This is a genomic window from Nocardia nepalensis, from assembly GCF_048910785.1.
Taxonomy (GTDB): domain Bacteria; phylum Actinomycetota; class Actinomycetes; order Mycobacteriales; family Mycobacteriaceae; genus Nocardia; species Nocardia nepalensis.
Window position 1 is genome coordinate 296,006 of sequence record NZ_JBKBET010000022.1, and the last position, 19,725, is coordinate 315,730.

Genomic DNA, 19,725 nt, shown 5'->3' on the forward strand with positions numbered 1-19,725 from the left:
GATCGGCGACACCGATCCACTAGGATCGGTAGTGCCAACGGGGTCGTCGCTCCATGACCCGGTTTGGTGGATCCTGGCCCCGCCAGCTACCCTTGCAGGGTTGCCTAGCGCGGCCGAGGTCGGTTTGCGCTGGCCGACATCAGTCGGCAGGGCATTAAGACATCGTTTCCGGACATGCTGCCGACGTGCAGCGGTCCCCACATGACATGAAGGAGTTCGCGACTATGGCTGCCGTCTGCGACGTCTGCGCCAAGGGCCCCGGCTTCGGGAAGTCGGTCTCGCACTCGCACCGGCGTACCAACCGTCGTTGGAACCCGAACATCCAGACCGTGCGTGCCCAGGTCGCCCCGGGCAACACCCGCCGCATGAACGTGTGCACCTCCTGCCTGAAGGCGGGCAAGGTCGTTCGCGGCTGATCTGCCGCGAGGCCGATCCACAAGAGACCGACATACGCGCCCCGGACACCGTTTGGTGCCCGGGGCGTAGTCATCTCCGGACCCTGGTCATCGACGACATCCTTCGACAACGATGGTCATCATGACCCAGCCCGTCTGGCGCATCGCCCCACTCGCCGCCGAACACGTCCACAGCCTCGCCGAATGCCACATCGCCTGCTGGCGTGAGGCCTACCGTGGCCTGCTGGTCCCCGACCACGTACTGGACGCCTTCGACGTCGACCGCCGCGCGGAGCAATGGGAACGCAACCGCGTCCGCTACCCCGGCAACACCCACGTCGCCCTCATCGACGATGACGTCATCGGCTTCGTCAACGCTGGCGCCTCCCGCGACGAATCCCCGGTAACCCCTATCGAACTCAATGCTCTGTACGTCCTCGCCGCCTGGTACGGCACCGGCGTGGCCCACGACCTCATCCGCGCCGCCCTACCCCCCGAAACCCCCTGCTCCCTCTGGGTCTTCGAGAAAAACCCACGCGCCCAAGCCTTCTACCGCAAACACGGCTTCGAACTGGACGGCACCACCCGAATCGAAGCCTTCACCCCCTCCATCGAAGTCCGCATGGTGCGCGGCGTCGACGGCTAGATAGGGTGCTCGGCATGACCTCCACCGCGCAAACCGAGTACGTCACCATTGTGGACGGCGTTCTGCGGATCACTATTGCTACGGCAGCGAACGGCACCTCTATGGACTTCGCGGGGATTACCGCGGGGACGGAGGCGTTGCGGGCGGTTGGGCGTGAGGTGGGGGCCGTGGTTTTGACGGGGAGTGGGGCGAACTTCTGTGCGGGTGGGAATGTGCGGGGGTTTGCCGAGGCGGAGGACCGGGCGGGGCATATTCATGGGCTGGCGACGGTGCTGCACGACTTCGTACGGGCGCTCGACGAGACGACGGTGCCGGTGGTGGCCGGAGTGCAGGGGTGGGCGGCGGGGGCCGGGATGAGCCTGGTGTGTGCCGCCGATATCGCCATCGGCGGGCCGAGCACCAAATTGCGTCCGGCCTATCCGGGCATCGGTCTGAGCCCGGACGGCGGGATGTCGTGGACGCTGCCGCGCATCGTAGGAGCCGGACGGGCACGCGAAATCCTGCTCACCGACGCGATTCTCACCGCCGAGGAGGCCGTGCGGCTCGGCATCCTCAGCCGCCTGGTCGACGACGAGCAGGTGCGCGACGAGGCACTGAACCTGGCCCGAACCTTCACCACCGGACCACGATCCACCTACGCGAGCATCAAATCCTTACTGGCGCGATCGAATTCGGCGACGCTGAGCGAACAGCTCGACTATGAACGCGACGCGATCGCCGCCGCGGCCAACAGCCCGGCGGGCATCGAGGGCGTCAACGCATTCGTCGCGAAGCGCAAGCCGAAGTACGTTTAGCCGCAAGCGGATTCAGGCCCGCCGAGTCTCCAGCACGAATTTGGCGACCGCGTCGGTGAAGGCGTCATTGTCGTCACCGGCCGCGGTATGCGCCGCACCACCGATCTCGACCAACTGCGCATGCGGCACCATCTCCTGAAATGCCGCGGCCCCTTCGGGAGTCACCACATCCGACTGCATACCGCGCACCAACAGCACCGGCATGGTCAGTGCACGCGCGGCGACCTCCATTTGCTGGCTCATCTCGCTCGCATCCTCCACGCGGTCGTTCAGCATGTCCGGATCCCAGTGCCAATACCAGCGGCCGTCGCGATGGCGCAGATTCCGCTGCAGGCCATCGGTGTTCTTGGGCCGCGGGCGGTGCGGCATATATTCGGCGACCGCGTCGGCGGCCTGCTCGAGACTGTCGAATCCGTCGCGATGCTTGCCGAGGAAGTCGATCACCCGCGCGACACCGGTCGGTTCGGGACGGGTGACGATATCGACGAGCACCAGCGCACTGATCGCCTCGCCGCCCGGCACCGCGGTGGTGAGCAGGCCGGTGATCCCGCCCATGCTCGCCCCGACCACGACCGCTGGCGCGGCCAACTGCTCGAGCACGTTGACGAGATCCGCGACCATCGTGCCGCGCCGGTAATTCGCGTCCGGCGCCCACTGACTGTCGCCGTGGCCGCGGGCGTCCAGCGTGACGACCCGCATCCCGGCGGCGGCCAGCTTCGCCCCCGTCTGCTTCCACGAATGCCGGGTTTGTCCGCCACCGTGGAGGAACAGCACGAGCGGGCCGTCCGCCGGGCCGAACTGGTCGGCCGCCAGCTCGATCCCATCGGAGCCACGCAAATGCAGCCGAGTCGGATCGAGCAGGTAGTTCGCATTACTCACGATCCGAGGATCGCACAGCAATTCCGGAGCCTATTGTTGGCCCCCGGTCAATGGGACGTCAGCAGTCCCACTTGCCCTGCGCGCTGATGGTGTTCTGCAACAGGCAGGCGACCTTCGCGTTCACCGAAGAGGAGATGGTGGAGGAGCCGTTCGAGGTGAATTCCTCGCCGACCGGGGCGGCGTTGCTGGTCGAGGTGGTATCCGCAGCGGGCTCCAGCGGCAATGGGGCCGCACTCGCGGCGGCGGCGCCTCCGGCCATGGCTGCGCAGAACGCCAGCGCGACAGTGGCGCCGCGGACGGTCTTGGTGTGCATTGAATTGTGCTCCTCTTCTTTTTACCTAAGCGCCCGAGATCAGGGCAGGCGCCAGTCAACAGGTTCGGCACCCAGTTCGTCGAGTAGTTCATTCACTCGCGAGAAGGGGCGCGAACCGAAAAACCCGCGTGAAGCCGACAATGGTGACGGATGCACGGATTCGATATAGGGCACCTCGGCCTCGGCCAGCTGCGGCTTCAGTGTCTGCGCGTCGCGGCCCCACAGGATCGCGACCAGCGGCTCATCCCTGGCCACCAGGGCGCGAATCGCCTGGTCGGTCACCGCTTCCCAGCCCTTGCCGCGATGGGAGGCGGGCTGTCCGGGCGAGACCGTGAGCACTCGGTTCAGCAGCAGCACACCCTGATCCGACCACGGGCTCAGATCGCCATTGGACGGTGTGCTGTAGCCGAGGTCCTTGCTGTATTCGGCGAAGATATTGGCGAGGCTGCGCGGCACCGGCGAAACATCCGGGGCGACAGAGAAACTCAGCCCCATCGGATGGCCCTGTGTCGGATACGGATCCTGGCCGACGATCAGCACGCGCACCGCGTCGAACGGACGCTGGAAGGCGCGCAGCACATTCTCACCGGCCGGTAGATATCCGCGGCCCGCGGCGTTCTCCGCGCGCAGGAATTCGCCCATGGCCGAGATCTGCTCCGCAACCGGTTCGAGAGCCTTCGCCCAACCCGGATCCATGATTTCCGTCAGTGGTTTCGCGCCCATGACCGCACAACCTATCGTGGCTCGGGCTCGGATGCCGAGTCCACCCCGCTGAATGATTCCCAGCCCCCATTGCCCGGCCGCCGCACACCGTCGACGGTGACGCCCTGACCTGCCAGCACACGTCCGATCGGCGTCCAGCCCGGCGGCAATTCCCGGTCCGCGGGCCAGGTCCCGGCGAAGGCGTGATCCTCGCCGCCGGTCAGAATCCATTGCGCCGCATCGGCATCCAGACGCCGCGCGATCGACTGCAGCGCCGGATCGCGAAATGCGGTCGAATGGACATCGATCGCGACCCGGGACGCCTCGGCGATATGCCCCAGATCCGCGAGCAATCCGTCCGAAACATCGGTGAGCGCATTGGGTATCGCGGCCACGGAGCGCGCGGCGGGCGACCCGATGATGCCCTGCGACCCGAACGCCGCCGCGCTCGACGGCTCCGACGCCGCGATGTGCCGCGACCCGAGCACGCCTTCTTCCGGTACCGCATCCGAATCGTCCACTCCGGCAGCGGCATCGGCGATCGCGGCCAGCACCGCCGCGTAGGGCGGCTGCGGGACCCGATGGGCCGCAAGCGCTTCGGCGAAGAACTCGTCGGCCGGATCGCCGCCGGCAGTCAGGACCGCCAACCCGGCGGCGGACCAGCCGAGCCGACCCGCCACCGCGACCGTATCCCCCACGCGCGCAGCGGCTCTGGTGATCGGCGCGCGGCCGTCCAGATCGCCGAAGGCGGTGACCGAGATGACCAGCTGCGGGCTGCGCACCACATCGCCGCCCGCGATCGAACCACCGGCGCGGCCCGCCTCGGCCCACATACCATCGGTGAGTCCGTCGATGACCTCGACCGGCGTATCGGCCGGGCAGCCCAGCGCCACCACGAACGCGGTCGGCACCGCACCCATCGCGACCACATCCGCCGCGTTCTGCGCGATCGCCTTGCGTCCGATATCGCGCGGACTCGACCAATCGAGCCGGAAATGGCGATCCTGAACGAGCATGTCGGTGGTCACCACGAATCGCCCGTCCGGCGCCGCGACCATGGCGGCATCGTCGCCCGGACCGAGCAGTACGCCGGGCGCTTGGACCCGACCTGCGTTGATCCGCTCGATCAGTGCGAACTCCCCCAGCTCACGCACTGTTCGCGGTCGTGTGCTGTCGCTGATGACCGGTCCCTTCCCGACTTCATGCTGGCTGAAATGGCACCGAGGGTACCCTTTCCAGGGCAATCGAGTACTACCAGGCCGGTGCGCGGCATCCATCCCGAAGATGACCGGGCCAACCAGCGCGAACAGGAAGGACCGGTGAGCATGGCGGCGGAGTCGTCGGAGCGCGATTCGTCGAAGGGCGATTCGCCGAAGGCCGAAGAGTCGAAGGACGCCGAGCTGTCGAAAGACGCAGCCGAATCCGCGACCGACAGCGCCGCGCCCGAAACTTCGCCCACCGCATCGAGCGACAGTTCCGCGTCGCAGGGCTCGCAAGACGATGACGCCGAAGGTCCGGCCGATGCCGAGTCCGCCACGCCCGACAGCGCCGATACCGGGGAGCCGGAGACCCGCGGCTACCCGCCCGCCCTGATCGCCACCGCAGTCGCCCTCCCGGTAGTCCTGGTCGTCGCCGTCCTGGTCGCCGCGGTGCTGGCCCGCCGCGCACCGACCGAACGCGAACCCCTGGTGCTCGGCCCCGTCCCCGCGCCCGCAGCGGCCGGACCCGCCTGCACGGCCCTACTGCCCGCACTGCCGGTCGACCTCGGCGACTACACCAAATCCACCCTCGTGGAACCCGCCCCGCCCGCGACGCGCGCCTGGCAGCGCACGGACGGCGGCGACCCCATCGTGCTGCGCTGCGGTCTGGAGCGCCCACTGGAGTTCAATCGCGCGTCCGCGCTGCAGATCGTCAATGGCGTGCAGTGGTTCGAGGTGCGCGATGCGGCCGCCAAGGCGAGCACCTGGTTCGCCGTCGACCGCGCAACCTATATCGCGCTGACCGTCCCCGACGGCTCCGGACCGACTCCGCTGCAAGGAGTTTCGGACACCATCACCGCGAATCTGCCCGCACAGCCGATCGATCCCGGCCCGCTTCCGAACTGATCGCCGCAATGCCGACACGGGCCGAAAGGCCGGTCGGACAGCACATCCCGTCGGCTAGCGCAGGCCGGTACCCCGCACCAGCGCCGTCTCGATCAGCGTGGAAACCAGTGTCCGGTAGTCGATTCCGGTCGCCTCCCACATGCGCGGGTACATCGATATCGAGGTGAAGCCGGGCATCGTATTGATCTCGTTGATCACCGGCCCCTCGGCGGTGACGAAGAAGTCGACACGGGCGAGTCCTTGGCAGTCCAACGCTTTGAACGCGCGCACCGCGAGTTCCCGGACCCTGTCGGACACTTCGTCGTCCAGCTTGGCCGGAACGTCGAATTCGCAGACGTCGTCGAGGTATTTGGTTTCGAAGTCGTAGAACTCCGGCGCCGCCGCATCGGCATCCGGCATCCGGATCTCGGCGACCACGCTGGCCTCGACCCGCCCGTCCGGAAATTCCAGCACACCGCATTCGACTTCGCGGCCGAGGATGCCCGCCTCCACGATCACCTTCGGATCGTGTTCACGCGCCGCGGCGATCGCCGCGTCCAACTCGTTCCAGTCGGTGACCTTGGTGATGCCGATCGAGGATCCGCCGCGCGCCGGTTTGACGAATACCGGCAGTCCGAGCCGCGCCCGATCCTCCGCGCCGAGCGTATCGGTACCGCGCCGCAGCACCACCTGCCGTCCGATCGGCAGCCCCTCGGCGGCGAGCAGCTTCTTGGTGAATTCCTTATCCATACCCGCCGCGCTGGCCAGCACGCCCGGCCCCACATACGGCACCCCGGCCAGTTCGAGCATGCCCTGCAGCGTGCCGTCCTCACCGAACGGGCCGTGCAGGATCGGGAACACCACATCCACCGACCCCAGTGCCGCGCTCGGATCGTCGAGTGCGACCAGTGCGCCGGACCGGCTCGGGTCGGCGGCCAGCGTCAGCGCGGTGCCGGTGCCGTCCACCGCGGGCAGTGCGTTGTCCTTGAATCCGAGTGCGGCGACATCGGAACTTCCCAGCACCCAGGCGCCCTCGAGGGTGATGCCGATGGGGACGGCCTCGTATTTCTCCGGATCCAGGTTGCGCAACACGCTGCCAGCGGATACACAGGACACGGCGTGCTCATTGCTGCGGCCGCCGAACACCACAGCCACCCTGATCCGGTTCGTCATGCACGGAACCGTACCCGTTATGCGGGTGGAACCAACCTCGCGCCCGTGTGGTTATAGCGTTCGGCCCTATTCCGGTTTGATCCGCCGTCCCAGCAGATTGTCGACCGCCTCGCGCACCGAAAGACCCTCATGGCACACCTGGTGCACCGATGTGGTCAGCGGCATCTCCACATTGTGCGCGGCGGCCAGCGCCCGAATCGATGTGCACGACTTCACACCCTCGGCGACCTGGCCATGGGTCGCCTCCTGGGCGGCCTCCATGGACCCACCCGCCCCGAGCACATGTCCGAACGACCGGTTCCGCGACAGCGGCGAGGTGCAGGTGGCGACCAGATCGCCCACCCCGGCCAGTCCCGCCAGCGTGACCGGCTCCGCGCCCAGCGCGACCCCGAGCCGGATGATCTCGGCCAGGCCCCGGGTGATCAGACTGGCGATCGAATTGTCGCCCAACCCCATTCCCGAGGCGATGCCGCAGGCCAGCGCGATGACGTTCTTGCACGCACCGCCGATCTCACAGCCGATCACGTCGGTGTTGGTGTAGGGCCGGAAGTATCCGTTGGCGCATGCCTGCTGCAGCGCGACCGCCCGAGCGGCATCGGTGCACGCGATCACCGTCGCCGCGGGCTGTTCGGCGGCGATCTCCTTGGCCAGGTTCGGACCGGACAGCACCGCGATGCGGCTCTCGTCGGCTCCGGTGACCTCACCGATGACCTGACTCATCCGCAGCAGCGTGCCGGTCTCGATGCCCTTGGCCAGACTCAGCAGCGCGGCGTCCGTACCGATCGCGTCCTTCCACGTTTCGAGATTCGCGCGCAAGGATTGAGACGGAACCGCCAGTACCACAATGTCGGCTCCGTCGAGCGCCTCGACGTGATCGTGGGTGGCCGCAACCGCCGGGAGCTGCACACCGGGCAGATAGAACGGATTGCGATGTTCGGTGGTCAGCGCCTTGGCCACCTCGGGCCGCCTGGCCCAGATCGTGACGTCGGTTCCCGCATCCGCCAACACCTTCGCGAACGCGGTCCCCCATGATCCCGCGCCCAGCACTGCCGCCCTCGTCATCTGCCCAATATGCCACGGAACCACTCGTGGAAGGATTAGGACCATGCGTCCGCATGCCGTGCACGCCGTGATCGCGGTCAAGAGCCTCGATCGGGCCAAGAGCCGCCTGGCCGACCGGCTGCGCCCGGAGCACCGGGCACAGCTGGTGCTCGCCATGCTCGCCGACACCGTGTCCGCCGCCATCGCCGTGCCGCAGATCGCGACGGTCACCGTGGTGACCCCGGATCCGGTGGTCGCCGAGTTGGCGGGCACGCTCGGCGCGGCGGTCCATCCCGAACCTCGCCGCGCGATGATCGACCCCGCCGATCCCGACGGTCTCAACGCCGCGCTCACCGACGCGACGACCGCCCTGCGGCACCGGCACGGTCCCGTCGAACTATTAGCGCTACAGGCGGACCTGCCCGCGGTGCGCCCGGACGAACTCTCGGACATGCTGACCACCGCGCCGATCGGTGCTCGCTCGGTCGTCGTCGACCACGCCGGCAGTGGCACCGCCGCGCTATTCGTCCGCGACACCGTCGTCGCGCTCGACCCACGTTTCGGGCCGGGTTCCGCGGGCAGGCATATCGCCGCGGGCGCAGTCGATCTGCGCGGTGACTGGCCGGGATTGCGGCTGGACGTGGACACCGCCGACGATCTCGACCGCGCCGTCGACCTCGGCACCGGGGATTCGACGTGCGCTGTGCTGCACGACATCGGCTGGCCGATTCGCATTCACGATCGGGTTCGCCGGGTGTGCTAGCCGGTCGCCACGCTGGGCGTGATACTCACGTCAAAGATGATGTCGGGCTGCACAGGGCCCGGTTCGTAGGGGATGATCGTTACCGTGAGTGAGCGAAGCGAGCGAATGCCGTACCAGCGCGCATCGCGCCTGTCGGAGCCGCGTGCCAGCGAGGCATGGGCATGAGCGATACCGAGACCGTCAAGCAGCAGCTGTTGCCGACACCGCTGCCCGCGGCGACACCACTGACCGAGGATTCGGAAGCGCAGCGGTTGCCACGTGATCGCTATCTGAACCGCGAGCTCAGCTGGCTGGATTTCAACTCGCGGGTGCTCGCCCTCGCCGAGGACGCGTCGCTGCCATTGCTGGAACGCGCGAAATTCCTGGCGATCTTCGCCTCCAACTTGGACGAGTTCTACATGGTCCGCGTCGCCGGTCTCAAACGCCGTGCGGAGACCGGACTTTCGGTGCGTTCGGCCGACGGCCGTTCGCCCACCGAGCAATTGGAGCTGATCGCGACGCACGCCCAGGAGATCGCCGACCGGCACGCCCGCGTCTTCCTCGACTCGGTATTGCCCGCGCTGACCGCCGAGGGCATCGCCATCATCGACTGGTCCGATCTGGATGACGATGAGCGCCAGCGCCTCTCGAGCTATTTCCAGGATCAGGTCTTCCCGGTCCTCACCCCGCTCGCGGTGGATCCGGCGCACCCGTTCCCCTATATCAGCGGCCTGAGTCTCAACCTCGCGGTGACGGTGAAGGATTCCTCCACCGGCGGTGAGCACTTTGCCCGGGTGAAGGTGCCCGATAACGTCGATCGCTTCGTGCGGGTGCGGCGCAACGACTCCGGCTCCCCCGTCGCGGCCTTCCTGCCGATGGAAGAACTGATCGCCGCGCACCTCGATTTGCTGTTCCCCGGGATGAAGGTGGTCGAGCACCACTCGTTCCGCATCACCCGCAACGCCGATTTCGAGGTCGACGAGGACCGCGACGAGGATCTGCTGCAGGCACTGGAGCGCGAACTGGCACGCCGACGTTTCGGTTCGCCGGTCCGATTAGAGGTCTCCGACGATATGACCGAGCACATGCTCGATCTGCTGTTGCGCGAACTCGAGGTCGATCCCGGCGATGTGATCCAGGTGCCCGGCCTGCTGGACCTGTCCTGCCTGTGGCAGGTGTACGGCGTAGATCGGCCCAATCTCAAGGACGCACCGTATGTGCCCGCGACGCCACCGGCGTTCGGCGAGCGCGAAACCCCGCGCAACGTCTTCCAGGCGCTGCGCGAGGGCGATGTGCTGGTGCACCACCCCTACGACTCGTTCTCCACGAGCGTGCAGCGCTTCATCGAACAGGCCGCTGCCGATCCTCAGGTGCTCGCCATCAAGCAGACCCTGTACCGGACCTCTGGTGACTCCCCGATCGTCAACGCGCTCATCGACGCCGCCGAGGCTGGCAAACAGGTCGTCGCACTGGTCGAGATCAAGGCGCGCTTCGACGAGCAGGCCAACATCAAATGGGCCCGCGCGCTGGAACAGGCGGGTGTGCACGTGGTTTACGGCCTCATTGGCCTCAAGACCCACTGCAAGACCTGTCTGGTGGTGCGCCGCGAGGGCGCGACCATCCGCCGCTATTGCCATATCGGCACCGGAAACTACAACCCGAAGACCGCGCGACTCTACGAGGATGTCGGGTTGCTCACCGCCGCACCGGAAATCGGCGCCGACCTGACCGATCTGTTCAATTCGCTGACCGGTTACTCGCGAAAGGCCAACTACCGCAACCTGCTTGTCGCACCGCAGGGTGTGCGCGCCGGAATCATCGACCGCATCCAGCGCGAGACCGACCTCGCGCGCCAAGGCGCCCCGGCGCGAATCCGGATGAAGGCCAACGCGATTGTCGACGAGCAAGTCATCGACGCGCTCTATCGAGCTTCTCAGGCCGGTGTACCGGTACAGATCGTGGTGCGCGGCATCTGCGGCCTGCGACCGGGGGTCGAGGGCATGAGCGAGAACATCGAGGTGCGCTCGATTCTCGGTCGCTTCCTGGAACATTCGCGAGTCATGCACTTCCAGGCCCAGGATGAATACTGGATCGGCAGCGCCGACATGATGCACCGGAATCTGGACCGGCGCGTGGAAGTCATGGCGCAGGTTAAGGATCCGAAGCTGTGCGAGCAGTTGGGGTCGGTATTCGACTCCGCCCTGTATTCCACGACCCGCTGCTGGGTACTCCAAGCCGACGGCAGCTGGCAGGCCTCGCCCGACGGCGCCGACCGAGACGGCGTGGGAGTACGCGACCACCAAGAATTCCTGATGCGACTGCGGAGACCGGATCAACAGTGAGTGGTACGACGGGATACGAAATGGACGGGGGACCGTTCTGGGATCCCCGGGTAACAGCCAACATTCACGCCGCGGGGGCGGTGCTGTGGCGCAGAGCGGCCGACGGTTCCGGCGCCATCGAGATAGCAGTGGTCCATCGCCCCAAGTATCAGGATTGGTCGTTGCCCAAGGGCAAACTCGATCCGGGCGAGACACCGGTGCTCGCGGCGGTGCGCGAGGTGCGCGAGGAGACCGGCCTGGACTGCCGTCTGGGCCGCTATCTCGGGCACGTCACGTATCCGGTTCCGGGACACCGGAAATTGAAGCGGGTGGACTACTGGGCGGCCGAGGTGGCCGGTGGTGCGTTCATCGCCAATTCCGAGGTCGATCTGCTGTCCTGGTACACACTGGACCGGGTGATGGACCAACTGTCCTATCCGATGGACCGACAGGTGCTGCGCGCCTTCGCCCGCCTGCCCGCGGCCACCAGCACGCTGCTGCTGGTGCGGCACGCCAAGGCGGGCAGCAGGAACCGATTCGACGGTCCGGACGAGCAGCGCCCACTGGAGCGGGCCGGACAGGCACAGGCACAGGCTCTGGTCCCGAATCTACTGGCGTTCGGTGCATCCGAGATCTATTCGGCCGATCCGGTGCGCTGTGTCCAGTCGGTGATGCCGCTGGCGGACAAACTCGGTACGAGCATCGCCATTGAGCCGTTGCTGTCCGAAAGCGGTTATGCCGCAGCGCCGGACAAGGCCCGCCAACGCGCCGTTTCCCTCGTACCGGATCGCGCGGTGCGCGTTGTGTGCAGTCAGGGCAAGGTAATTCCCGATCTGCTGGCGTGGTGGGCCGATCGGGACGGCATCACGTTGCCGTCCGCGCGCAACCGCAAGGGCAGTGTGTGGGTGCTGTCTTTCGCCTCGGGTCGGCTGGTCGCCGCCGACCACCTCGACCGGTCGCTCTCGGACGCCATCGTCAAGTCCTGACCCCTTTTGGGACCATAACCGTCATACGGTCTCTATTTGGGCCAAAATCCGGACCCAGACGCTCGAAACGGCCCCGAGGCGAACCTCGGGGCCGTTTCGAGCCGGTATGGCAGGTGATTGCGCCTAGCGGCGCCGAATCACCTGGCGGTGCCGGATCTTCGGCCGCATTCGATGCGGCGTCGGATCACGGATGAAGCGTCAGCGAGCGCGGCGGGCCGGAGCCTTCTTGGCCGCGGACTTCTTCGCGGGCGCCTTCTTCGCGACGGTCTTCTTCGCGGCGGTGGCCTTCTTGGCCGCCGTGGCCTTCTTGGCCGCCTTGACCGGAGCCTTCTTGGCGACGGTCTTCTTCGCGGGCGCCTTCTTGGCGGCCGTCTTGGTGGCAGTTGCCTTGCGCGCGGTCGTCTTTGCCGGGGCCTTCTTCGCCGCGGCCTTCTTGGCGGGCGCCTTGGTGGCGGTCGCCTTCTTGGCGGCGGTCTTCTTCGCCGCCGTCTTCTTGGCAGCCGCCTTCTTCGCTGCCACCGGTGCATTCGCGCCGCGCTTGACGGCGGGGCCGCTCGCGGTCAGCTTCTGCTTACCCGCGATGACGGCCTTGAATTGCGCACCCGGACGGAACGCGGGCACCGAAGTGGGCTTCACCTTGACGGTTTCGCCGGTGCGCGGGTTCCTGGCAACTCGAGCCGCACGCTTACGCTGTTCGAACACACCGAATCCGGTGATTGTGACGCTCTGACCCTTGTGCACCGCACGCACGATGGTGTCGACCACATGCTCGACTGCCGCGGTGGCCGTGCGCCTGTCCGTACCCAACTTTTCGGTCAGAACGTCGATCAGTTCCGCCTTGTTCATTGAATCCTCCGCAGACTAATGGCCCGTCGTCGGACCGACTAGGTACCACGGTAAACCCACTTTGAGCAAGAGTCTATGTGCCACGCCAAAATTCATGTGGTTTAGCACACGTCCAGCTACCGCCCCTAGGGCTGCACAGCTATCACTACCGGGTGATTACGCCTGCGAAATATGCGCCGGAAGGGTTGTGGGTTTCCAACTTGGCCTTGCCTTTTCGAACTCGTCGATCACGTCACTGCGCCGCAGGGTCAGCCCGATGTCGTCCAATCCTTCGAGCAGACGCCACCGCGTGTAGTCATCAATATCGAACGGCAACACGACGGTTCCGGCCGTCACCGTGCGCGCCTCGAGGTCTACTACCAATTCGAGGCCGGGCTGTTCCTCGAGCAACTTCCACAGCATTTCGACATCGTTCTGTGACATCTGCGCGGCCAACAGACCACCCTTGCCCGCATTGCCGCGGAAGATGTCGGCGAAGCGCGAGGAGATGACGACGCGAAAGCCGTAGTCCGACAGCGCCCATACGGCGTGCTCTCGTGACGATCCGGTACCGAAGTCCGGACCGGCGACAAGCACAGTACCCCGGTTATAGGGATCGGTGTTCAGAATGAAGTCCGGATCCGATCGCCAGGCCGCGAACAGTCCGTCCTCGAATCCCGTTCGCGTCACCCGCTTCAGGTAGACGGCCGGAATGATCTGATCGGTGTCGACATTGGATCGGCGCAGCGGCACTCCGATCCCCTTGTGGACGGTGAAGGCTTCCATTTGCTGATTCTCCTGGGTCGTTAGGCGATTTGCGCGAGCTGAGCGACGAATCGATGCGGGCGCAACAGTGCCCGCACGCCGATCAGTCCAGATCCGCCGGTGCGGACAGGGTGCCGCGGACCGCCGTCGCGGCCGCTACGAGCGGGGAAACCAGGTGTGTACGGCCACCTTTGCCCTGCCGCCCCTCGAAGTTGCGGTTCGACGTCGATGCACAACGCTGACCGGGCTCGAGCTGATCGGGATTCATTCCCAAGCACATCGAGCAGCCCGCCTGACGCCATTCGGCGCCCGCCGCGGTGAAAATCTCGCCCAGTCCTTCTTTTTCCGCCTGTGCGCGCACCCGCATAGATCCCGGTACAACCAACATTCGTACCCCGTCGGCGACGTGGCGTCCCTTCAAAATCCCGGCCACAGCACGCAAATCCTCGATACGCCCGTTGGTGCACGAACCGACGAATACGGTGTCGACCGATACATCACGAAGTGGAGTTCCCGGCTCCAAATCCATGTATCGCAACGCTTTCTCCGCCGACTCACGAGCGGTCTCGTCGGCAATCTGCGTGGGATCGGGCACCGTCTCACCCAGCGGCGCACCCTGTCCGGGGTTCGTGCCCCAGGTGACGAACGGGGTCAGCGCATTGGCGTCGATGTGCACCTCGGCGTCGAAAACGGCGCCCTCGTCCGTCTTCAGCGCATCCCAGGCGGCCACTGCGGCGTCCCAGTCGGCTCCCTGCGGCGCGTGCGGGCGTCCTTTGAGGAATTCATAGGTGGTTTCGTCAGGAGCGATCATTCCGGCCCGCGCACCCGCCTCGATCGACATGTTGCAGATCGTCATTCGCGCCTCCATGGACATGGCGCGAATGGCCTCGCCGCGGTACTCGAGCACATAGCCCTGACCGCCGCCGGTGCCGATCTTGGCGATGACGGCCAGAATCAGGTCCTTACTCGTGACACCGGGCGGCAATTGGCCGTCGACGGTGATCGCCATGGTCTTGAACGGGCGCAGCGAGAGCGTCTGGGTGGCAAGGACATGTTCGACCTCACTGGTGCCGATACCCATTGCCAGCGCGCCGAACGCACCGTGGGTCGAGGTGTGGCTGTCGCCGCACACCACCGTCGTACCCGGCTGCGTCAAACCCAGCTGCGGGCCCACGACGTGCACGATGCCCTGATCCAGATCGCCCATCGGATGCAGCCGCACACCGAATTCCGCGCAATTGCGGCGCAGGGTCTCGACCTGGGTGCGCGAAATCGGGTCGGCGATCGGCTTATCTATATCGATGGTCGGGACGTTGTGGTCCTCGGTCGCGATGGTGAGATCGGGACGGCGCACGGGGCGACCGGCGGCGCGGAGTCCGTCGAAGGCCTGCGGACTCGTCACCTCGTGCACCAGGTGCAGATCGATGTAGATCAGATCGGGCTCACGGGAGGCGCCTTCGCCCTCACCGCGGGCGACGACGTGCTGCTCCCACACCTTCTCGGCCAGTGTGCGGCGCTCGGCCATTCTCGATCACCTTTCCGACGAGCAACCGGTTCGCGCGATCTGGGCTGAGGCGCGGCCCCCGGCTGCACAATTTCTTGGCTATTCGACACGTACGGAGCGAGCAGAGCGCTTGAGTGGCCTTCTCAACATCCGAGACGCTAATATCGTTCTATGAGACAGCATAGCGGTATCGGCGTCCTCGACAAAGCGGTGTCAGTGTTGTATGCCGTCGCGGAGCACCCATGCGGTCTCAACGAGCTCTGCACCCGCACCGGACTGCCCCGCGCCACCGCCCATCGCCTGGCCGTAGGGCTCGAGGTGCACCGGCTGCTGGCCCGTGACAACAACGGTCTGTGGCGGCCGGGCCCGGCCCTCGCCGAACTCGCCGCCGGCGCCACCGATCCGCTGCACGAGGCCGCCTCGGCCATTCTCCCGCGCCTGCGCGAGATCACCGGCGAGAGCGTCCAGATCTACTGCCGTGACGGCAATGCGCGAGTCTGCATCGCCGCCCTGGAGCCGCCGGTCGGCCTGCGCGACACCGTCCCGATCGGGGCGCGACTGCCGCTCACCGCCGGATCGGCCGCCAAGGTGCTGCTCGCCTGGGCGGATCCGGAACTGCAGCGCACCATCCTGGCCGACGCGGTATTCGGCGAGCGAGCGCTGGCCGAGGTCCGCAAGCGCGGCTGGGCGCAGAGCGCCGCCGAGCGGGCCACCGGTGTGGCCAGCGTCTCGGCGCCCGTGCGCGACGCCGCCGGCCACGTCATCGCCGCCGTTTCGGTGTCGGGTCCGATCGATCGCATGGGCCGCAGGCCCGGCGCACGCTGGGCCGCCGACCTGGTCGCCGCCGCGGACGCGCTGCACAAGAGACTGTAACGCGTTCTAGTTCGAACATCTAAGGTTGGTTCGCATGGGAGTAAACCAACGGGCGCAGATCGTCATGTCCGACGCCGAGATCACCGAATTCCTGCAGCGCAGCCGCATCGCGACGCTGGCGACCATCGGCCCGAACGGCGCGCCGCACCTGACCGCGATGTGGTACGCGCTGATCGACGGCGAGGTCTGGTTCGAAACCAAGGCCAAGTCGCAAAAGGCCGTGAATCTGCGCCGCGACCCGCGCATCACCTGCATGGTGGAGGCGGGCCAGACCTACGACCAATTGCGCGGGGTCTCCATCGAGGGCCACGCCGAGATCATCGATGACCCGGACAAGCTGTACGCCGTCGGCGTGAGCGTCTGGGAGCGCTACACCGGCCCCTACAGCGAAGAGGTCCGCCCGTTCGTCGAGCAGATGCTCAACAAGCGCGTCGCCGTCCGGGTGATCCCGGATCGCCTGCGCAGCTGGGACCATCGCAAACTCGGCCTGCCCCAGCTGCCGCTCGGCGGCACCACCGCACAACCACTGGACTGATCGCGGCACGCGGGCAATATCCGCCTGACACACCGCACCCCGCACAGTAGCGTCAACCCTGTTCGACCCGAATCGGCCGCGCGACGACGCCCTTTGGCGCGGCGCGCGGCCGCGACGACGAGGAGCAGACGATGGCGGAAGCGGATAGTTCCAACGGCAGTGCGGGTTCCAGCGCCGACGAGGTCAAGCGCAAGTTCAAGGAAGCCTTGGAGCGCAAGAACCAGCACCACGCCAAGTCGAACGATCACCTGGACGGCAGGTCGAAGGCGTCGACAACACACGGCAGCGCAAGCCACAAGCGCGAGTTCCGGCGCAAGAGCGGATAAAGCCCCACCAACCCGAGAAAGGCCCTCCAGCGAAACCCCTGGAGGGCCTTTTGCGTATCGCCGAATCTCTCGAGCACCCCCAGCCCCGTCGGACAACACGAACTCGCGTCGCACCACCGACGGCGCACCAGTGGATAGCCGCACACCCGCCACGACAAATCGCCCCAGCTGCGAGGAAGACAAAGGCCCACAGCTGCGAGGGAACAGCACCGAACCCGCACAATGACTCCCCGAGCTGCCGGCCCAGAGCAAAGCCCCCGGCCCAACCCGAGGGTCCGGGGACGAAGCCCTCCGGTCGGCTGCGGGGCTCCACACCCCACAACGCCCCTGAACTCCTGGTCCGGAGCGAAGCGCCGACCCCGCTCGAGGATCCAGAGGCTCTCGGCTGTGCGGTTCCACACCCCCACAACGCGCCCCGAGCTCCTGGTCCAGCAAAGCCCCGGCCCCACTCGAGAATCCGGCAGGGCGAAGCCCTCCGGATGGGCTGTAGGGCTCCACACCCCCCACAACGCCCCCAAGCTCCTGGTCCAGAGCAAAGCCCCCCGCCCCCACTCGAGGACCCGCGGGCGAAGCCCTCCAGATGGGCTGCGGGGCTCCACACCCCACAATGCCCCGAGCGCCTGGTCCAGAGCAAAGCCCCCGGCCCCACTCGAGAATCCGGGAGGGCGAGGCCCTCCGGATGGGCTGCAGGTTTCAAACCCCCACAACGCCCCCGAGCTCCTGATCCGGGGCGAAGCCCCCGGCCCGACTCGGGGGTCCGGGGGCGAAGCCCTCCGGGTGGGGGCGTGGGGGTTCCACCCCCACAAAACAATGCGAAAACGAGAAAGGCTCATGCTCTGTGTGAGCATGAGCCTTGCACTCGTTGTAGCCCCGACGGGATTCGAACCCGCGCTACCGCCTTGAGAGGGCGGCGTCCTAGGCCGCTAGACGACGGGGCCAGGACTCGATCTCCCACATTTCTGTGGGTGACCTTTCCGGTTTGATCTTTCGATCAGTGGAAGCTCGGTTAGCTTAGCGGACCGAAGCTCGGCGACCAAATCGCCGGATGCTGAACAACTTTCGGTCGCGAACCGAGAGACGAACAACATTCTCCGCTGGGGTACCAGGACTCGAACCTAGAATGGCTGAACCAGAATCAGCTGTGTTGCCAATTACACCATACCCCAATGACCAGGACGTTCGACCTCGTGTCCGGCTGACCCGAGGCCCTGTTCCGAGCCGAGAAGAAGAGTACCAAACCGCATACGGTCAACTACAAATCGGCTGGTCAACGCCCTGTTTTTCGGTCTATTCGCGAGCGACTGCGCACCGGTCGCTCGAAAGGGCCCGCCCGGTTTCTACGCGGACCCGGGCCACGCCAGCGCCGACCGCAGCCGATCCAGGCTCGTCTCGCGGCCGAGCAACTCCAGCGACTCGTACAGCGGCGGGCTGATGTGCGAACCCGTCACCGCCACTCGCACAGGTGCGAACGCCTTGCGCGGCTTGAGCCCCAGATCATCGATGAGCGCCGTTTTGAGCGCGTCCTCGATGGCCGAGGTGGTCCAGGCCGTCAACGGCTCCAGCGCGGCAATGGCGGCGTCCAATACCGGAGTGGCTTCGGAGCCGAGATTCTTCGACCCCGCCGCCGGATCAATCGCGAACTCTTCCGCGGGCGCGAACAAGAAACGCAGCAGGTCCCATGCGTCGGACAACACCACGATCCGGGTCTGCACAAGTTCGGCGGCCGCGGCGAACATCTTTTCGTCGATGTCGGCGCCGATGTGACCGTGTTCGGTCAGGAACTCACGCAAGCGGTGCGCGAAATCACCCGGCTCCAGCAATCGGATCTGTTCGGCGTTGAGCGCATCCGCCTTCTTCTGATCGAAACGTGCCGGATTCGAATTTACTTTCGAGATATCGAAGGCCGCCACCATCTCCGCCATCGAGAAAACATCGTGATCATCCGCGATGCTCCAGCCGAGTAGCGCCAGGTAATTCAGCAAACCCTCCGGGATGAATCCCCGATCCCGATGGACGAACAGATTCGACTCCGGATCGCGCTTGGACAACTTCTTGTTGCCCTGACCCATCACGAACGGTAGATGACCGAACTCCGGAGTGAACTCCGCAACACCGATACGGCGCATCGCCGCATAGAGCGCGATTTGGCGCGGAGTGGATGAAAGCAGATCTTCGCCGCGCAACACATGGGTGATCTTCATCAATGCGTCGTCGACCGGGTTTACCAGCGTATAGAGCGGATCGCCATTACCGCGGGTAAGCGCGAAGTCGGGCACTGTACCCGCTTTGAAGGTGGTTTCGCCGCGCACCAGATCGTGCCAGGTGATGTCCTCGTCGGGCATGCGCAGCCGGATCACCGCCGGGCGTCCTTCGGCGCGGTAGGCCTCGATCGCCTCGGGGGTGAGATCCCGGTCATAGTTGTCGTAGCCGAGTTTGGGATCGCGGCCCGCCGCGCGATGGCGCGCTTCGACTTCGTCTGGCGTGGAGAAGGATTCGTACGCCTCACCGGCCGCCAGCAACTTCCGCACGACCTCCATGTGCAGCGGGCGGCGCTGTGACTGCCGGTAGGGCTCATAGGGTCCGCCGACCTCGGGGCCCTCGTCCCAGGTGAGGCCGAGCCAGCGCAGCGCGTCGAGCAGTGCGCGGTAGGACTCCTCGGAATCGCGTGCGGCATCGGTGTCCTCGATGCGGAAGACGAACTTGCCGCCGGTGTGGCGGGCGTACGCCCAGTTGAACAGCGCCGTCCGGATCAGGCCGACGTGCGGCGTTCCGGTCGGTGACGGGCAGAAGCGGACCCGTACTTCAGTCATGGCTCTCTTTC

Annotated in this window: 20 protein-coding genes and 2 tRNA genes; 10 read left to right on the top strand and 12 right to left on the bottom strand. The window is 66.3% G+C overall.

From position 1 onward, the window contains the following. Positions 1 to 224 precede the first annotated feature (224 nt). The 3 genes from rpmB to ACHQ4I_RS20130 all read left to right on the top strand — a co-directional run bounded on the left by rpmB (position 225) and on the right by ACHQ4I_RS20130 (position 1,835). Entirely contained in the window at positions 225 to 416 is a 192-nt protein-coding gene (rpmB, locus tag ACHQ4I_RS20120) for a 50S ribosomal protein L28 (protein WP_011210730.1), read from the top strand. A 121-nt stretch (positions 417 to 537) separates the two neighbouring features. Further along, positions 538 to 1,041: a GNAT family N-acetyltransferase gene (locus ACHQ4I_RS20125; protein WP_420773321.1), complete on the top strand. Its 504-nt coding sequence runs from the start codon at positions 538 to 540 to the stop codon at positions 1,039 to 1,041. A 14-nt stretch (positions 1,042 to 1,055) separates the two neighbouring features. Next, positions 1,056 to 1,835: an enoyl-CoA hydratase/isomerase family protein gene (locus tag ACHQ4I_RS20130; protein ID WP_420773322.1), complete on the top strand. Its 780-nt coding sequence runs from the start codon at positions 1,056 to 1,058 to the stop codon at positions 1,833 to 1,835. Between the two features lie 12 nt (positions 1,836 to 1,847). Here the strand turns inward: ACHQ4I_RS20130 and ACHQ4I_RS20135 are convergent, their stop codons facing one another. From ACHQ4I_RS20135 to thiL, 4 genes are read right to left on the bottom strand one after another with little or no spacing between them, the layout of a single operon-like run. After that, the gene (locus tag ACHQ4I_RS20135; protein ID WP_420773323.1) at positions 1,848 to 2,714 is read right to left on the bottom strand and encodes an alpha/beta fold hydrolase; all 867 of its coding nucleotides are present in this window, start codon (positions 2,712 to 2,714) and stop codon (positions 1,848 to 1,850) included. A gap of 58 nt (positions 2,715 to 2,772) precedes the next feature. Next, positions 2,773 to 3,027, bottom strand: coding sequence for a hypothetical protein (locus ACHQ4I_RS20140; protein ID WP_420773324.1), 255 nt, complete (start codon positions 3,025 to 3,027; stop codon positions 2,773 to 2,775). A gap of 39 nt (positions 3,028 to 3,066) precedes the next feature. Next, positions 3,067 to 3,750 (bottom strand): uracil-DNA glycosylase, encoded by a 684-nt coding sequence (locus tag ACHQ4I_RS20145; protein ID WP_420773325.1) that lies wholly within the window; start codon positions 3,748 to 3,750, stop codon positions 3,067 to 3,069. Between the two features lie 11 nt (positions 3,751 to 3,761). After that, a complete protein-coding gene (thiL, locus tag ACHQ4I_RS20150) occupies positions 3,762 to 4,883 on the bottom strand; it encodes a thiamine-phosphate kinase (protein ID WP_420773326.1) in 1,122 nt (373 codons plus the stop codon). 171 nt (positions 4,884 to 5,054) lie between these two features. On the opposite strand from thiL, the gene ACHQ4I_RS20155 reads away from it, so the two are divergent. Further along, positions 5,055 to 5,834 (top strand): DUF3515 domain-containing protein, encoded by a 780-nt coding sequence (locus ACHQ4I_RS20155; protein WP_420773382.1) that lies wholly within the window; start codon positions 5,055 to 5,057, stop codon positions 5,832 to 5,834. Positions 5,835 to 5,888: 54 nt separating this feature from the next. Here the strand turns inward: ACHQ4I_RS20155 and ACHQ4I_RS20160 are convergent, their stop codons facing one another. Then, positions 5,889 to 6,986: a D-alanine--D-alanine ligase family protein gene (locus ACHQ4I_RS20160; protein WP_420773327.1), complete on the bottom strand. Its 1,098-nt coding sequence runs from the start codon at positions 6,984 to 6,986 to the stop codon at positions 5,889 to 5,891. 66 nt (positions 6,987 to 7,052) lie between these two features. Then, a complete protein-coding gene (locus tag ACHQ4I_RS20165; RefSeq protein ID WP_420773328.1) occupies positions 7,053 to 8,048 on the bottom strand; it encodes an NAD(P)H-dependent glycerol-3-phosphate dehydrogenase in 996 nt (331 codons plus the stop codon). Positions 8,049 to 8,091: 43 nt separating this feature from the next. Here ACHQ4I_RS20165 and cofC point away from each other — a divergent pair, with 43 nt between their 5' ends. The 3 genes from cofC to ACHQ4I_RS20180 all read left to right on the top strand — a co-directional run bounded on the left by cofC (position 8,092) and on the right by ACHQ4I_RS20180 (position 12,076). Beyond that, positions 8,092 to 8,790 (top strand): 2-phospho-L-lactate guanylyltransferase, encoded by a 699-nt coding sequence (gene cofC, locus ACHQ4I_RS20170; RefSeq protein ID WP_420773329.1) that lies wholly within the window; start codon positions 8,092 to 8,094, stop codon positions 8,788 to 8,790. Positions 8,791 to 8,951: 161 nt separating this feature from the next. Further along, the gene (locus ACHQ4I_RS20175; RefSeq protein WP_420773330.1) at positions 8,952 to 11,111 is read left to right on the top strand and encodes an RNA degradosome polyphosphate kinase; all 2,160 of its coding nucleotides are present in this window, start codon (positions 8,952 to 8,954) and stop codon (positions 11,109 to 11,111) included. Between the two features lie 20 nt (positions 11,112 to 11,131). Continuing rightward, positions 11,132 to 12,076 (top strand): NUDIX hydrolase, encoded by a 945-nt coding sequence (locus ACHQ4I_RS20180; protein ID WP_420773383.1) that lies wholly within the window; start codon positions 11,132 to 11,134, stop codon positions 12,074 to 12,076. A gap of 198 nt (positions 12,077 to 12,274) precedes the next feature. Here ACHQ4I_RS20180 and ACHQ4I_RS20185 read toward each other — a convergent pair whose 3' ends face one another. The 3 genes from ACHQ4I_RS20185 to leuC all read right to left on the bottom strand — a co-directional run bounded on the left by ACHQ4I_RS20185 (position 12,275) and on the right by leuC (position 15,191). Next, positions 12,275 to 12,922, bottom strand: a complete 648-nt coding sequence (locus tag ACHQ4I_RS20185) for an HU family DNA-binding protein (RefSeq protein WP_420773331.1) — start codon at positions 12,920 to 12,922, stop codon at positions 12,275 to 12,277. Positions 12,923 to 13,078: 156 nt separating this feature from the next. Further along, complete coding sequence (leuD, locus tag ACHQ4I_RS20190) at positions 13,079 to 13,687, bottom strand: 3-isopropylmalate dehydratase small subunit (RefSeq protein WP_420773332.1); 609 nt, start codon at positions 13,685 to 13,687, stop codon at positions 13,079 to 13,081. A gap of 82 nt (positions 13,688 to 13,769) precedes the next feature. Next, a complete protein-coding gene (gene leuC / locus ACHQ4I_RS20195; protein ID WP_420773333.1) occupies positions 13,770 to 15,191 on the bottom strand; it encodes a 3-isopropylmalate dehydratase large subunit in 1,422 nt (473 codons plus the stop codon). Between the two features lie 150 nt (positions 15,192 to 15,341). Here leuC and ACHQ4I_RS20200 point away from each other — a divergent pair, with 150 nt between their 5' ends. From ACHQ4I_RS20200 to ACHQ4I_RS20210, 3 genes are all read left to right on the top strand, one after another. Further along, complete coding sequence (locus ACHQ4I_RS20200) at positions 15,342 to 16,043, top strand: IclR family transcriptional regulator (protein WP_420773334.1); 702 nt, start codon at positions 15,342 to 15,344, stop codon at positions 16,041 to 16,043. 34 nt (positions 16,044 to 16,077) lie between these two features. After that, the gene (locus ACHQ4I_RS20205) at positions 16,078 to 16,578 is read left to right on the top strand and encodes a PPOX class F420-dependent oxidoreductase (protein ID WP_420773335.1); all 501 of its coding nucleotides are present in this window, start codon (positions 16,078 to 16,080) and stop codon (positions 16,576 to 16,578) included. A 131-nt stretch (positions 16,579 to 16,709) separates the two neighbouring features. Continuing rightward, the gene (locus ACHQ4I_RS20210) at positions 16,710 to 16,904 is read left to right on the top strand and encodes a DUF5302 domain-containing protein (protein ID WP_420773336.1); all 195 of its coding nucleotides are present in this window, start codon (positions 16,710 to 16,712) and stop codon (positions 16,902 to 16,904) included. 865 nt (positions 16,905 to 17,769) lie between these two features. Here ACHQ4I_RS20210 and ACHQ4I_RS20215 read toward each other — a convergent pair. The 3 genes from ACHQ4I_RS20215 to gltX form a co-directional block, all read right to left on the bottom strand. Then, positions 17,770 to 17,842 (bottom strand) — tRNA-Glu (locus tag ACHQ4I_RS20215). Positions 17,843 to 17,998: 156 nt separating this feature from the next. Continuing rightward, positions 17,999 to 18,070: transfer RNA gene (locus ACHQ4I_RS20220), tRNA-Gln, on the bottom strand. Between the two features lie 171 nt (positions 18,071 to 18,241). After that, complete coding sequence (gene gltX / locus ACHQ4I_RS20225; RefSeq protein WP_420773337.1) at positions 18,242 to 19,714, bottom strand: glutamate--tRNA ligase; 1,473 nt, start codon at positions 19,712 to 19,714, stop codon at positions 18,242 to 18,244. Positions 19,715 to 19,725: the final 11 nt, after the last annotated feature.